Below are 14,741 nucleotides of genomic sequence, written 5' to 3'. Positions count from 1 at the left end.
CGCGGTGCCTGCGGATATCGAAGGTGACTCAGCGCAGCGTCCGGGCGCTCAATGCGGGGTGCCCACCGCGTTGCTGTCCGCTTCCTGCCTGCGGCCTATGCGCTTGACCTCGGGCTCCGACCAGGAGCCGCTGACCTCGAACTCCTGGGTCACCGCCTGCGTCAACGGCCCCTTGAACAAGGCCTGGGCCAGGAAGGTGCCAATGCCAATGACCGGGTTGATGGCGGTGGTCACCAGCGCCATCGTCGTGGTGTTCAGCTCGGGGATGACAACCACATGTAGGTCCTGCGTTTCATCGCGCAGGTTGGCGCTGCCTTCGAGCAGCACGGCAGCGGTCACGCCCTTCATCTGCATGTTCGTGGTCGAGGCCACGCCATCGCTCACCAGCACATCGCCACGCACAAAGTCAAAGCCAAAGCCTGCGCTGAACACGTCCTTGAAATCCAGGGTCAGCCGGCGCGGCAAGGCCTGCAGGTTGAGGACGCCCAGCAGCTTGGCCGCACCGGGCTCCACCTTCAGAAACTGGCCCTGGCCGACATCGATATGCAGCTTGCCGTCCATGCTGGCGTAGTCCGGGCTCACGGGGCTGCCCGTCCAGCCGATGCGCCCCTGCACCGAGCCCTTGCCCTGGCGCACCACACCGGCCATGCCCAGGCGGCCCAGCAGCGCGCCGGTGTCCTTCAGGTCCAGGCGCATTTCCAGCTCGGTACGGCGCCCGCCGCTGCTGCTGCGCTGGGCACCCCAGTCGCCACTGGCCTGCAGGCTGGCGGCATCGTTCGAGAGCACCATGTTTTTCAGCTGCCACCAGGATTTGTCCGCTTGGCGCTGGTTGACGGCCTGTACCTCCAGGCGGCCCACCGAATGCTGGCGCCAGCGCAGGTCCTCCACCACCACATCGAGCGCCGGCAGCTGCCCGGGCTCCTGGCCCAGCGCGTCATCCTGGCTGGCGCCGGCCTTGCTGTCTGCGCCCTCCTGGCCCACACGCAGCTGGCTCAGCCGCGCGCGGATCGTGCCCGGGCCCTTGGCCTCCTGCTCGTACTCCAGCTGGCCATCGAGCAGGCTGGAGCTGACCTGGCTGCGCCAATGCGGCCCCGTGCGCGAGCCGCTCAGGTGCAGGTTGTGGATATCCATGCCGCGCACCTGTACGGTATCGAGGCGGATATCCCAGTGGTCGGGCAAAAAGGCGGCATAGGCGTCGCCATCGGCGGGCGACGCAGGGGGGGCCGCCCCTGCGGCCGCTGCGCCCTCTGCCACAGGCGTCTTCTGTGCCGGCGCCATGGCCTTGAGGCGCTGGGCCAGCGCCTGCCATTCCTGCACATCGACCTGCGGCAGCTGCACCTCGGCAATCACGCCCTTGGCCGGCAAGGTCAGCGCGCCGGCGCCCAGGCGCAGCACGCCACTGACCACCTTGTCGGGCACCTTATCATCGCTGCTGATATCGCGCACATAGCGCAGCTGCAGGCGCCCACCCACATCGAGCTGCATGTTCTGCCGCACCAGCGCTGACGGCGCAGCCTCCGGCACGGTGCTGGCAAAGTGCGTCGGCCAGACCTCATCGGCCGCCTTTTTCAGCGGCACCGGCAGCGCCAGGGCCATACCTGCCAGATCGCTGCGCACCTCCACCAGCGGCACGCCCTGGGCCATGCTGATGTCCAACTGGTAGGCGGCCTGGCCTTGGGCCAGTTGCGCCAGCTGCACCACCGGGCCCAGCTCCTTGGCGCGCAGCAGGCCGTCGGCCGTGGCCACGCCATTGGCGCGCACCTTGAGGCGGGGGCCATGGTCCGCGCCAGCGGGCAGGCCGCTGACATCCATGCCACCGGAGAACTTGACCGCACCGCCCAGCGCCTGGCCCTGCAGCTCCTGCAGCGCAAAACCATGCTCGGAGAACTGCACCGCGCCGGTAACCTTGTCGACCACCGGCGAGTCATCATGGAACTGGATACGGTTGCCCGGCAGCAGCACCTTGCCATCGACCTTGGCCTGGGCCATGTCATGCACCGGCAGGTCGAGCTTGAGTTGCAGTTGGGCATCACCATCGGCCTGGGTCTGCGCCAGTGCCTGCTGGGTCAGCGCATCAATCGCGCTGCCGCGCACGGTGGCCAGCATATCGGCCAAGGGCCCATTGGCCTGTGCATTGACAAGCACGCGCGTGGCATGGAAGTCGGGAATCTGGGCACTGGTCTGGTCGACCACGATGCGCTGGTTGCCGTCCAGAATGCCCTTGGCCTTGTTGACCTGCATGCCATTGCCTTCGAACACCAGCTCGCCCGAGAGGCGGTTGAGCTCCGGCCAGGGCTTTTCGCCAGGGTGCAGGTGCGAGTTGGGCACATAGGCATAGCGCACATCGCGCACGGGTGCCACGATGCGGAACAGGCCGTGGCGCGAATCGGGGAAAGGCACTTCCCACAGATCGCCGTTGATCTCGAACTGCACATTGCTGGCCTGGCCGGCCAGAACGGCATCGCGCACATAGTGGCGTGCATCGGGTGGAATGTGCAGCGGCAAATAGCGGTGCACCTGGGTGCCATCGGCCCGCTCGAGCACGCCCTTGAGCTGCAGGATGCCAGGAAAGCGCGAGTGGGACCCCGTCTTCTGCGGGTCGGCCGTCTGCCAGGACCAGCGCGCATGGCCGGCTGCATGCGCATTGGCAAACTCCAGCCGCTCGGACTGCATCTGGATATGCTCTCCCTGCACCGTCCACTGCAGCTGGGTGCTGGCCAAGGTGATGGGGACCTGCGGGTCTTCAAATACCGACGGCAGGTAGAGCGCACCATCGGCAAAGGCCATCTTGGCCTGGCCGCCACCGGCCCGCGCATCAATCGTCAGATCCAGCCCGCGCAGGCCCACATGCGGCTGCCCGGCCGCCAGCACCAGACCGCCATGGCTGTCGCGCGCCGCATTGGCGCGTGGCGCGGCAGCCGGCATGCCAAAGGCCAGCTGGCCCACATCGGCCTTGACCTGCCAGTCCTGCAAGGTATCCATGTCGCCACGCCAATGGGCCGATGCGCTGCGGATCAGGCCGGCGGGCCGGTTGCTCTGCAACCACTGGCGGGCGTTGTCGGGGATGGGCAGCAGCCGCGCCAGCTGGGCCAGCGAGGCAATATCGAGCGACTGGGCACTGGCTTCGGTCTCGCTGGGCTGCTTGCCCTGGGCATAGACATGGTTGATGCGGGCGCTGCCACCGGGCCATTGCTCGCCATTGGCCGACTCCACCGCCAGGTTCTCCGTCAGCACGCGAAAGCCGCTGTCATCGGCGGCGCCGCCGATGCGTCCCTGCACCGAGCGCAGCAGCAGCACCGTGCCCTGCGCCGCTTTGTCATCGCTGGCCGCCGCAGCTTGGCGGCGCACGCCCACATCGCGCAAGGCCACATCGGCCGTGCCATTCGTCAGTTTGCCCCGCGTCACATCCAGCCAGAGGCGCGCCGAGCCCTGGCCTTGCTGCAGGCCCATCGCCGGCGGCAGGTAGGGCGCCATCGCTGCGGCATTGAGCTGGAGCGCCTCCAGGTAGACCTGGCCACTCCAGTGCTTCCAGCGGCCATCGTGCAGCGCCCAGATGGGCTGGTGCATGCGGCCGCGCAGCTCCAGCGCGTCGCCCCAGTCCTCGGGCGGGCGCACGCGCAGCTGCCATTCATGGCGCAGACCGGGGTTGCGCAGCAGCAGATGCACGTCGCTGAAGGTGACAGGCGGCAGACCGCGCAGCTGGTCATCCCAGGTGATGCTGCCGCCCTGGACCAGGACTTCGCGCTGGCGAAACAGCCAATCGGCAGCGCTGCCGCTGTCCTGGCTCTGCGAGGTCTCCACCAACACGCCGGCCACGCGCACACTGCCATCGGCGGCGCGCTGCACCGTCAGCTGCGGCGCGTTGATGACGATCTGCTCGGCCCGCAGTCGCAACAGCGACGGCACCGACAAGGCCACCTGGATCGTATCCAGGGTAAACCCGGCAGAGCCATCGGGCTGCGCGATGCGCAGGCCCTGCACCGCAATGGCGGGCACCAGGCTGTTGTTGCCATCGGCCTGCAGCCGGTCGATGCGCACCGGCACCCCCAGCGCCTGCGATAGCCTAGATTCCACTTGCGGGCGAAAGTCATTGATACGGGGCACAATCCACCAATGCAGCGCCGCCACCGCCAAGGCCAGCAACAGCACCAAGCCCAGCAATAAGCCCAGCGACCATTGCACCAGCTTGGCAGCGAGCTTGAGCAATCGGGGCGCGCGCACAGTCAATCGAGTCCAATCAGTAAGGGGAAAGCGAAATTATGACCCGCGGCAAGTCCCTCGCTCGCGTTGCATATGTGAGCATTTGAACAGGTCTGCCGCAGGACATTGTCGATAAAGCGCTATGGCACACACGGATATCACGCCCCCGCAGGCCAGCCTGCCTCTGTCTGAGCATTCGCGCTTCGTCCAGCGCCTGCACCGCCGCTACGAGGGTTTGCTCGATCTGCTGCCCAGCGGCCCCCCTACGCATGCCACGATGGCACCGACCCTGGCTGCGCTGCAGGCCCAGGGCTATGCACTGGGCGCTGCGCTGCGCATTCTTCGCCAGCTGGTGATGGAGCGCCTGGTGCACCTGGACTGCGACGAGCAGGCCGATCTGCAGACCATCACCCGGGGCGTGACCGAGCTGGCCGAGTTGGCGCTCGATGCCGCCTGCACCGCTGCGCGGGCCGAGCTCGACAGCCGCCATGGCGCCCCGCGCGACGCAGATGGCAACCCGGTGCAGCTGTGGGTGATCGGCATGGGCAAGCTGGGCGCGCGCGAGCTCAATGTCTCCAGCGACATCGACCTGATCTATATCTACGAGCAAGAGGGCGAGACCCAGGGCCAGCCCGATGGCCGGGGCAAGCTCAGCAACCATGAGTACTTCATCCGCGCGATCAAGCTGATCTACCAGCTGATTGGCGAGACCACCGAGCACGGCTTTGTGTTCCGCGTGGACTTGATGCTGAGGCCCAATGGCAACTCCGGCCCGGCCGCCATCTCGGTCGCCGCACTGGAAGACTACCTGCAGACCCATGGCCGCGAGTGGGAGCGCTTTGCCTGGCTCAAGAGCCGCATCGTGGCGCCACTGGCCGATATCCGCAGCCCCAATGTGCAGGCGCTGCGCGGCGCGGTGCTGCCTTTTGTGTTCCGCCGCTACCTCGACTACGCGGTCTTCGATTCGCTGCGCAGCCTGCACCGCCAGATCCGCGAGCATGCGTCCAAGCGCAGCGCGGGCCACCCCGAGCGCGCCAATGACGTCAAGCTCTCGCGCGGCGGCATCCGCGAGATCGAGTTCATCGTGCAGCTGCTGCAGGTGGTGCGAGGCGGCCAGTTCCCCGAGCTGCGCTGCCGCGCCACCTTGGAGGCCCTGCCCCGCCTGGAGCGCGCCAACCTGATGGCGCCCGAAACCGCACAGGCCCTGGCCGACGCCTACACTTTTCTGCGCAAGGTGGAGCACCGCATCCAGTACCTGGACGACCAGCAGACCCATGTGCTGCCCACGCGCGATGACGACCTGCGGTGGATGGCCCAGACGCTGGGCTATGACGACGAGTGCCGCTTCTTGCACCAGCTCGATGCGCACCGCGAGCTGGTCGCACAGGAGTTTGACAAACTGCTGGGCGGCAACGAAGCCTGCAAGAGCTGCCAATGCGGCGGCGCCAAGGGGGCCGCTGCCAGCCCGCCCGAACTGGAGACCGTGCTGCCCAAGCTGCCCGAGGCGGTGCGCGAGCGCGTGCTGCAGTGGCAGCGCAATCCCCGCTACAGCTACCTGAGCGATGCGGGCCTGGGGCGCCTGGTTTTGCTGCTGCAGCGCACGGCCCAGTGGCTCAGCCAGGGCCAGGTCAGCGAGATCGCCGCGGTGCGCCTGGCCGACTGGATGGAATCGCTGCTGCGCCGCGAAAGCTACCTGGCCATGCTGCAGGAGCGCCCGGCCGTGCATGAAAAACTGATGCACATGCTGGGCGCGGCCAAATGGCCGGCCCGCTACATGCTGCAGCACCCCGGCGTCATCGACGAGCTGGCCAGCGATGCACTGATGCATGAGCGCTTCAACCCGCAGGAGTTTGAGGCGGATCTGGAGCGGCGCCGTGCCGCCTTGCAATCCACCGCAGAAGACGACGATGAAAACCTGCTGAACCTGCTGCGCCGCGCCCACCATGCCGAGACCTTCCGCACCTTGACACGCGACATCGAGCAGCAGATCACGGTCGAGCAGGTGGCCGATGACCTCTCGGCGCTGGCCGATGCGGTGCTGCGCGTGACCACGCGCTGGTGCTGGGGCCGGCTCAAGAGCGCGCACCGCGCCGAGCCGCAGTTCGGCATCATCGGCTACGGCAAGCTCGGCGGCAAGGAACTGGGCTACGGCAGCGACCTGGACATCGTCTTTGTCTTTGACGACGACGACGAGCGCGCACCCGAGGTCTATTCAGCCTTTGTGCGCAAGCTCATCAGCTGGCTCACCGTCAAGACCGGCGAGGGCGACCTGTTCGAGATCGACACGGCGCTGCGCCCCAACGGCAACTCCGGCCTGCTGGTCACCAGCTTTGACTCCTACGCCAACTACCAGCAGCAGCGCGGCAGCAACACCGCCTGGACCTGGGAGCACCAGGCGATGACGCGCGCCCGCTTTGTGCTGGGGAGCCCTGCGCTGGCTGCCCGCTTTGATGCGGTGCGCGAAGCGGTGATCACCGCCCCGCGCGATGCGCCAGCGCTGCGCAGCGAGATCGCCACCATGCGCGAGCGCGTGCGCAGCGCCCATGCGGTGCCCGCTGGCTTGTTCGATGTCAAGCACAGCGTGGGCGGCATGATGGATGTGGAGTTTGCCGTGCAGTATCTGGTTTTGCTGCATTCGGCTTGCAATCCCCAATTGCGTCCCAACCTGGGCAACATCACCTTGCTGCGGCGTGCCGAAAGTGCCGGTTTGCTGCCCGAAGGCATGGGTGAGGCGAGTGCGAATGCCTACCGCGCATTGCGCCGTGTGCAACATTTGGCCAGGCTGAACGAGGCGCCCACCCAGGTGCCTGAGACGGCTTTGCTCGAAGAGCAGCAGACGGTGCGAACGCTGTGGGCAACGGTGTTACAGACCGCATAAAACCTGCAGAAAGACCGATGGAACTCGGGAATTCATAAGGGTTTATACTGCGTCATCACCCGTCGCTAGCATTCACTTACGCGCAACGGCATTCAAAACGATGTACTATCGCCTAACGCTCACTGATTAATTTGACGAATGATAACGTAATGAAACAAATTATTTATTTGTTTACAATACATTTATGGTGGCAGGCGGAAACTTAAAACCGACCTTCCACTCTGTGAACCATGTAAAGGCGACAGAAGCAGTTTTTACCGACCCTTTTTAATGTTGCGAAGTCTTTCAGGCCCAATCCGGCATGACTGCAAACCTGAAGTGCTTCTCCTCCCTCCCTCTCTATCATTCACTTCGGGACGCTTCGCAACTTTTTTTATACCCAGGCCCAGTCCAGACGACTGGGCCTTTTTTTGCCCGCGCGCAGCCTGGCCGTGGCTGTAGGCTCGGGAGCCTCTCAGCCCTGAGCCAGCAGGTCGGGAGCGCCTCAGCCTTCAGGCTGTGTCGCTGCAAAGCTGGGCCGGGCTTCCAGGCGCTCCAGCAGCTGCGCCAGGTTGGGGTGGCGCGACGCCCAATCCAGCTCGGGAAAGCGAAAGCGCAGCCAGGCCAGCGCGCAGCCCACGGCGATATCGGCCAGGCTGATGTGCACACCCGCGCCGGCAAAATAGGTTTTCTGGCCCAGGCCGTTGCCCATGGCCTCCAGCCCTGCCCAGACCTTGCCCAACTGGCGCTCCACCCAGGCGGGGCTGCGCTGCTCGGCCGAGCGGCCGGCAAAGGCATACTCCATGCGCGCCAGCACGGCGGCATCGAGCACGCCATCGGCCATCGCCTCCCAGCTGCGCACTTCGGCGCGCTCGCGGCCCAGGCTGGGGATCAACCGGCCCACCGGCGACAAGGTGTCCAGGTACTCGACGATCACCCGCGAGTCCACCAGCACCGAGCCGTCGTCCAGCACCAGGCAGGGCACCTTGCCCAGCGGGTTGACCGAGGCAATCGTGGCCCTGTCGCCCCAGACATCCAGGGTCTCCAGGCGGTAATCGAGTTTTTTCTCGGCCAGCACCACGCGCACCTTGCGCACATAGGGACTGGTCAGGCTTCCTAGCAATTTCATAGCTTCAGGCTCAGGCAGGTGGCGTCGATCCGGTCCGCAGGGACCTCCAAGCTGCCATGGGCATGGGGGTCCGTACGGGACATTTGCACCTCTCGATTGTAATTAGGCAAATCCAGACTGCAGCCGCGGCAAACGGCCCGCTTCTACAATAGCGGCCCATGAGCCTGTCTTCCCTTACCGCCCTTTCTCCGCTGGATGGCCGTTACGCCTCCAAACTGTCCACCCTGCGCCCGATCATGAGCGAATTTGGCTATATGCATCGCCGTGTCCAGGTGGAGATCACCTGGTTCATCGCGCTGTCCGATGCCGGTTTTGCCGAGTTCTCGCCGCTGTCCGAGGGTGCACGCAGCTACCTGCACGGCCTGGTGAATAACTTCAGCGAAGCCGACGCCCAGGCGATCAAGGACATCGAGAAGACCACCAACCACGACGTGAAGGCGGTGGAGTACTGGATCAAGAGCAAGTTCGAGGCACGCCCAGAGCTGCTCAAGGCGGCCGAGTTTGTGCACTTTGCCTGCACCAGCGAAGACATCAACAACACCAGCCATGCGCTGCAAATCCGCGCCGGCCGCGACCAGGTGATCCTGCCGGGCCTGGACCGCGTGGTGCTCAAGCTGCGCGAGATGGCGCACCAGTATGCGGCTGTGCCCATGCTCAGCCGCACCCACGGCCAGACCGCCAGCCCCACGACCGTGGGCAAGGAACTGGCCAACGTGGTGGTGCGCCTGCAAGCGGCGATGGACCGCATTGCCAACGTCAAGCTGCTGGCCAAGATGAACGGCGCCGTGGGCAACTACAACGCCCACCTGTCGGCCTGGCCCGAGTTCGACTGGGAGAGCTTCAGCAAGAACGTCGTGGAAAAGCACGAGCCCCAGGGCCTGGGCCTCACTTTCCAGCCCTACTCGATCCAGATCGAGCCGCATGACTACATGGCCGAGTTGTTTGACGGCATTGCCCGCGCCAACACCATCCTGATCGACCTCTCGCGTGACATCTGGGGCTACGTCTCGGTGGGCTACTTCAAGCAGCGCCTCAAGGCCGGCGAGATCGGCTCGTCGACGATGCCGCACAAGGTCAACCCGATCGACTTCGAAAACGCCGAAGGCAACCTGGGCCTGGCCAATGCACTGCTGCGCCACCTGTCGGAGAAGCTGCCGATCAGCCGCTGGCAGCGTGACCTGACCGACTCCACCGTGCTACGCAACATCGGCGTGGCCACCGGCTATGCTGCACTGGCCTACACTTCGCTGATGACCGGCCTGAACAAGCTGGAGCTGAACGAAGAGCGCCTGGCCGAAGATCTGGACAATGCCTGGGAAGTGCTGGCCGAGCCGATCCAGACCGTCATGCGCCGCTATGGCGTGCAAGGCGCCTATGAAAAGCTCAAGGAAGTCACCCGTGGCAAGACGGTGCGCGCCGAAGACCTGCACCAGCTGATCCGCAGCCTGGAGATCCCGCAGGCTGACAAGGAGCGCCTGCTGGCCATGACCCCGGCCAGCTACATCGGCAAGGCCACCGAGCTGGCCCAGCGCGTTTAAGTACGCTCCCCCCAAGAGGCCAGGCGCTCCCTGGCCTCTTGCCTTTTTTCTCTCACCGCCCGGCCAAGCGCAATGCGCCAGCCTGGCGCGCCGGATTCACCCCGAAGCCCAGGCTTCGTCACCAGACCCTGCCCCATGGCTATCAAATCCACGATCTACAAGGCCAATCTGTCGATTGCCGATATCGACCACAACTACTACGCCGACCACAACCTGACCCTGGCGCGCCACCCCAGCGAAACCGACGAGCGCATGATGGTGCGCCTGGTGGCGCTGGCCCTGAACGCCCACCAGCTGCAGGACCTGTGCAATGGCGACGGCACCTTGGGCTTTGGCGCCGGCCTGTCCGACCCGGACAACCCTGATGTGCACCTGACCGACTTCACCGGCGCCAAGCGCATCTGGATCGAAGTGGGCCAGCCCGAAGAAAAGCCGATCACCAAGGCCTGCAACAAGTCGGACCACATGCTGGTCTACTGCTTCAACCATGCAGCCGAGATCTGGTGGAAGGGCCTGGAAGGCAAGCTCGCGCGCCAGGAAAAGCTCGAGGTGTTCCGCCTGCCCACCGAGGTGTCCCAATCGCTGGCCGATCTGGCCGAGCGCAGCATGCAGCTGCAGGCCACCATCCAGGAAGGCCAGCTGACCCTGTCCAGCGACAAGGGCACGGTCTTTGTAGAACCTATTCGCTGGAAGTGATGCCGCCTGCGGAACGCGCACGTTCCGCATAGCGGTTGAAGCGCCAGGCCGTGCCCTGCAGGCTGATGCGCCGCCACACCGCCCGCTTTTGCACAGGGCTGTAGGCCAGCCAGTGCTGCACCTCGTCAAAGCTGCGGCCGCAGCCCTTGCAGACCGCATCGCCCTGGCTGGTCGAGCAGATGGCGATGCAGGGCGTATCCGGTGTGGTCTCCCACCAGGCCAGCCAGGCCTGCATGGCCGCATCGCCCATCTCGCGCACATCCACCCCATCGCGGCGCTGGTAGACCAGCCGCGCGTAGACCTCGGCCAGCGCAGCCACCTGCGGCGCCAAGGATGCGCCAGGGCCACTGGGCGCACGCTGGCGCCAGTGGTTGATGGCTGCTTCCAGATCGGTCAGGTGGATGATTTCCATAGCTGCCATCGATGATAGCCCTGCGGCAGCGAAACCGCCAAGCGGCGGTGCACCCCCACTTGTTCACAGCTTGTTATCCACAGGTGTGGGCAAACACACACATGCGGGAATACTCTGTGCGGTGGCCCGGTCTTTGTCACCCCAAAGCGCTTGGTTTGTGTTCCAATACGCGCTGACGAAGGGGAGTAGCTCCCGTTGATGCCTTGCCAGCGGCATGCGCAGAGACATGTAATGCGTCGTCAGTACGAAGCCTCACGGCTTCCGGCGCGTTAGGTTCATGGCCCACATGATCTGAGCAAGACCTTTGAAAACCATGGTGCCGCACCACAGGTCTTCGAAGCTACTGCCCGGCGGTTGGCCATCACGGCGCCAACGCTGAACCACGTCGCCTCCCTGACTTGTAACGACACCCCACTGGCTGGTCTGTGCATGGTGCATGGGCCGCTTTTTCAAAAATTAGGTGCTTACATGGACTTGGATTTTCTGACGCACGCGCCCTTCTGGATTGCACTGGGCCAAATCATCATCATCGACATCCTGCTGGGCGGCGACAACGCGGTGGTGATTGCCCTGGCATGCCGCAAGCTGCCCCCTGACCTGCGCCGCAAAGGCATCATTTTCGGTACCGCTGGCGCGATCATCTTGCGCGTCATCCTGATCGCGTTCGCGATGTTCCTGCTGGCCCTGCCGTTCCTGAAGTTTGTCGGCGCCATCTTGCTGTTCTGGATCGGCGTCAAGCTGCTGGTGCCTGAAGACGAAGACCATGGCAACATCCAAGGCAGCGACCGCCTGTTTGCCGCCATCAAGACCATCATCGTTGCCGACCTGGTGATGAGCGTGGACAACGTGATCGCCATTGCTGGCGCCGCACAGAACGCCGGCGACGAGCACCACATGCTGCTGATCGTTCTGGGCCTGCTGATCTCGATCCCGATCATCGTCTGGGGCAGCCAGCTGGTCATCAAGCTGATGGAGCGCTTCCCGATGGTCATCACCGCCGGCGGCATGCTGCTGGGCTGGATTGCGGGCGGCATGCTGGTCTCTGACCCCGTGTTTGCCAACCCCGACAAGTGGACCTGGATGTTCAAGATCGACCAGAGCAAGACCTTGCACTATGCAGCTGCTGCCGCTGGCGCACTGGTCGTGCTGGTGCTGGGCAAATGGCTGGCCAGCAAAAAAGCCAAGGAACTCCCGGCGGCCAACGTACACTAAGCCTATAACCGCCCTCTACCACCACCGCTGGCAGCCCCACGCTGCCAGCCCCACTTAGGCCACTTGGATGAACGTAAAAATAGTCTTTGTAGATGATGCCGCCTTTGCCCTGCAGCGCTTGAACGAGTGCGCAACCATCAACGACGAGCACTGGGTGCTGGTGGCTTGCGCCCCCAAGATCACCCGCAGGGCCAGCCGCTGGGGCAATCGCAGCACCCTCGAAAAGTGGCGCAACAAGTGGGCCAAAAACCTGTTTGAGGGCCTGATCCCGCAAAGCACCCAGCTGCAGCGCGCCCGCGTCTCGACCCATATCTCGGAAGTGAGCGTGCAGCAAATGACCGCCCAGCTCCACGCCGAGTACCCCGAGGCCGAAGTGCTGGACTGGCGCCGCCCCAAGGCCATCTCCGAGCCACCATCGGCCGACTTTGTGCCGCGCCCTGGCAAGCTGGCAGGCTCGCTGCTGGGGATTCTGGGTATCTGCTTCAGCTTGGTGCTGGACGGCGTGTAAGCCATCAGCCTCATCACCCAACACAAAGCGCCTTCGGGCGCTTTTTTCATGGCTGGGCTCGGTAAACAAACCTTCCATCATTGGATGCCGGCCTATACACAGCACGCCCGCCATCCGCTATGCTGGCGCCATGAAACTCATCCTCAAATGGCTGCTCTCCGCAGTCGCCCTGCTCTGTGTCGCCTACCTCTACAGTGGTGTGGAAATCCGCAGCTTTGGCGCGGCGCTGATTGCAGCGCTGCTGATAGGGCTGTGCAATGCGATAGTGCGCCCTGTGCTGATCGTGCTGACCCTGCCCGTCACCATCCTCACCTTGGGCCTGTTCATCTTTGTCATCAACGCGCTGATGTTCTGGGCCGCGTCCGGCATTGCAGGCAGCGGCTTTGTGGTGCATGGCTTTTGGGCTGCGCTGATCGGCTCGGTGCTTTACTCCATCATCAGCCTGGTCATCGAATCACTTTCGGGCCGCCTGCTCCTTGGCAAGTGATTGCATCTCGCGCAAGCGGGTATCGATAATCGAGGCCTCGTAATAGTCGTTGCGGTTTGGGCTGTTGCGCGCCATGTCCTGCCCGGCACGCAGGCGGTCTACCGCTGCTGGATAGTCATACTGCGCAGCCCGGCTCTCGGCCTCGGCGCGGATGGAGCGCAGCGGCTGGTTCTGCTGGCGCAGCACCCACGACAGCGCAAGCCAGGCCCCCGCATCCTTGGGCCACTGCACGACCAGGGTCTGCAGGCGGCTGCTGGTCTGGCGCAATACCCCTTCATAGGCCGTCAAACCCGTGGCGGGCAGCTGCGCCAGGGCTTGCGCAGCCAGCACCAGCTCGGACCGGTCACTGCCCTGGCCTGCATCGTCGCCCACCACCGCCTTGACCTCCGGCAGCAGCACATCGCGGCTGCTGTCCTGGATGCTCAGCGACTTGTCCGAGCCCTGCGTGATCACCGCTTCGTTGACCAGGCCGGTCATCGCATTGCTGACCGTCACCGAGGTGCTGCCCGCCTTACTTGCAGGGGGCTTGAGCGGTTGGATCTTGGCCAGCGCTGCCAACGCATCCTGCGGCTGGCGGTTGCGCAATGCGACATCGGCACGCAACAGCTGCGCCTGGCGCATCGCATCGGGGTGGGCTTGCACGGTGGCATCCAGCTGGTCCAACGCAGCCAGGGCCTCCGCATGGCGCCCCAGCTGGTTGTGGGACATGGCTGCCAAATACCAGACACCCGCGCGCTGGTCCAACGAGCGGTTGGCAAAATCGGCTGCTGTGGTCAGTTGCACCCATTGGTGCAGCACCTGGGGCTCAGGCTTGGACAGCATGCGCGCCCGGGCCGACATCATCTGCGCCACCATGCCCGTGTCCTGCGGTTTGCGTGCAGCGCCAGCGGGCAAGCGTGACTGCATGTCGGCAATGCGCTCCGTCGTCAGCGGGTGGGTGCGCAAATACGGCCAGCTGCCGTTGTCATTCATCCGGTTGGCTTGCTGTAGCTTCTCAAACATGCTGACAAAACCCGCTTGCGAGTAGCCGGCAGGCGGCATCAGGCTCATGCCGGTGCGGTCTGCCTCGCGCTCCATATCGCGTGAGAAGTTCAGCTGTGACTGGATGGCGGCGGCCGAACTGCCCACCATCAGCGCCTGGGCCGCAGCCGGGTTCTTGCTGGCCGCCAACGCGCCCAGGATCATGCCGGCAATCATCACCGGCGTCATGCGCGACTGGCGGGCCAGCATTCGCGCAATATGGCGCTGGGTGATGTGGCTCATCTCGTGGGCCAACACAGAAGCCAGCTCATCGCGGCTGCCGACCACGCCGACCAGGCCGGTCTGCACGCCCATAAAACCACCAGGCAGTGCAAAGGCATTCACGGTGGCATCCTGGATCAGCATCACCTGCCAGGCAAAGCGCTCCTGCAGTTCAGACGTCATGGTGCCGCGCTGGCGCGCAGCCAGCATCAGCTCCTGCCAGATACCGTTGACATACTCATAAAGGATCGCGTCATCGAGAAACTGCGGATCGCGGTAGATCTCGCGTGCAATGTCATCGCCCAGGCGCCGCTCCTCGCTGGTGGTCATCTCGGCGCCCTCACCCATCGCCGGCAAGCTGGTGTCGGCGCGGGCCTGCATGGGGGCTAGCGCCGCCACCGCCGCCATATGGGCGGCCAACAAGGCACATGCTGTGCGTTTAAAAAACCATGTATTCATT

10 protein-coding genes are annotated in these 14,741 nt (G+C 64.7%); 6 read left to right on the top strand and 4 right to left on the bottom strand.

The window, feature by feature from the left end:
• Positions 1 to 48: 48 nt before the first annotated feature.
• On the bottom strand, positions 49 to 4,221 hold the full coding sequence (locus DCO45_RS12035) for a YhdP family protein (protein WP_165841184.1): 4,173 nt from the start codon (positions 4,219 to 4,221) through the stop codon (positions 49 to 51).
• Between the two features lie 121 nt (positions 4,222 to 4,342).
• On the opposite strand from DCO45_RS12035, the gene glnE reads away from it, so the two are divergent.
• A complete protein-coding gene (gene glnE / locus DCO45_RS12030; RefSeq protein ID WP_116926072.1) occupies positions 4,343 to 7,078 on the top strand; it encodes a bifunctional [glutamate--ammonia ligase]-adenylyl-L-tyrosine phosphorylase/[glutamate--ammonia-ligase] adenylyltransferase in 2,736 nt (911 codons plus the stop codon).
• A gap of 484 nt (positions 7,079 to 7,562) precedes the next feature.
• Here the strand turns inward: glnE and DCO45_RS12025 are convergent, their stop codons facing one another.
• On the bottom strand, positions 7,563 to 8,186 hold the full coding sequence (locus DCO45_RS12025; RefSeq protein WP_116926071.1) for a glutathione S-transferase N-terminal domain-containing protein: 624 nt from the start codon (positions 8,184 to 8,186) through the stop codon (positions 7,563 to 7,565).
• 158 nt (positions 8,187 to 8,344) lie between these two features.
• On the opposite strand from DCO45_RS12025, the gene purB reads away from it, so the two are divergent.
• Both purB and DCO45_RS12015 read left to right on the top strand, forming a co-directional pair.
• Positions 8,345 to 9,724: an adenylosuccinate lyase gene (purB, locus tag DCO45_RS12020; RefSeq protein WP_116926070.1), complete on the top strand. Its 1,380-nt coding sequence runs from the start codon at positions 8,345 to 8,347 to the stop codon at positions 9,722 to 9,724.
• A gap of 135 nt (positions 9,725 to 9,859) precedes the next feature.
• Positions 9,860 to 10,420 carry a YaeQ family protein gene (locus tag DCO45_RS12015; protein ID WP_021026607.1) on the top strand — a complete coding sequence of 187 codons (561 nt, stop codon included), beginning with the start codon at positions 9,860 to 9,862 and terminating at the stop codon, positions 10,418 to 10,420.
• Here the strand turns inward: DCO45_RS12015 and DCO45_RS12010 are convergent.
• A complete protein-coding gene (locus DCO45_RS12010) occupies positions 10,404 to 10,832 on the bottom strand; it encodes a DUF3717 domain-containing protein (RefSeq protein ID WP_116926069.1) in 429 nt (142 codons plus the stop codon). The two genes, DCO45_RS12015 and DCO45_RS12010, sit on opposite strands and share 17 nt — an antisense overlap.
• A gap of 468 nt (positions 10,833 to 11,300) precedes the next feature.
• Here DCO45_RS12010 and DCO45_RS12005 point away from each other — a divergent pair, with 468 nt between their 5' ends.
• The 3 genes from DCO45_RS12005 (at position 11,301) to DCO45_RS11995 (ending at position 13,039) form a co-directional block, all read left to right on the top strand.
• Positions 11,301 to 12,044, top strand: coding sequence for a TerC family protein (locus DCO45_RS12005; protein WP_021026609.1), 744 nt, complete (start codon positions 11,301 to 11,303; stop codon positions 12,042 to 12,044).
• Between the two features lie 67 nt (positions 12,045 to 12,111).
• Complete coding sequence (locus tag DCO45_RS12000; RefSeq protein WP_116926068.1) at positions 12,112 to 12,552, top strand: hypothetical protein; 441 nt, start codon at positions 12,112 to 12,114, stop codon at positions 12,550 to 12,552.
• Between the two features lie 130 nt (positions 12,553 to 12,682).
• A complete protein-coding gene (locus DCO45_RS11995; protein ID WP_116926067.1) occupies positions 12,683 to 13,039 on the top strand; it encodes a phage holin family protein in 357 nt (118 codons plus the stop codon).
• On the opposite strand, the gene DCO45_RS23235 is transcribed toward DCO45_RS11995, so the two are convergent.
• Complete coding sequence (locus DCO45_RS23235; protein ID WP_243419329.1) at positions 13,007 to 14,704, bottom strand: M48 family metalloprotease; 1,698 nt, start codon at positions 14,702 to 14,704, stop codon at positions 13,007 to 13,009. The two genes, DCO45_RS11995 and DCO45_RS23235, sit on opposite strands and share 33 nt — an antisense overlap.
• Positions 14,705 to 14,741: the final 37 nt, after the last annotated feature.

Source organism: Comamonas sp. JNW, from assembly GCF_003105075.1.
GTDB classification, from domain to species: domain Bacteria; phylum Pseudomonadota; class Gammaproteobacteria; order Burkholderiales; family Burkholderiaceae_C; genus Comamonas; species Comamonas squillarum.
Note: the sequence above shows the minus strand (reverse complement) of the source record. Positions and strands in the feature narration are given on the sequence as shown.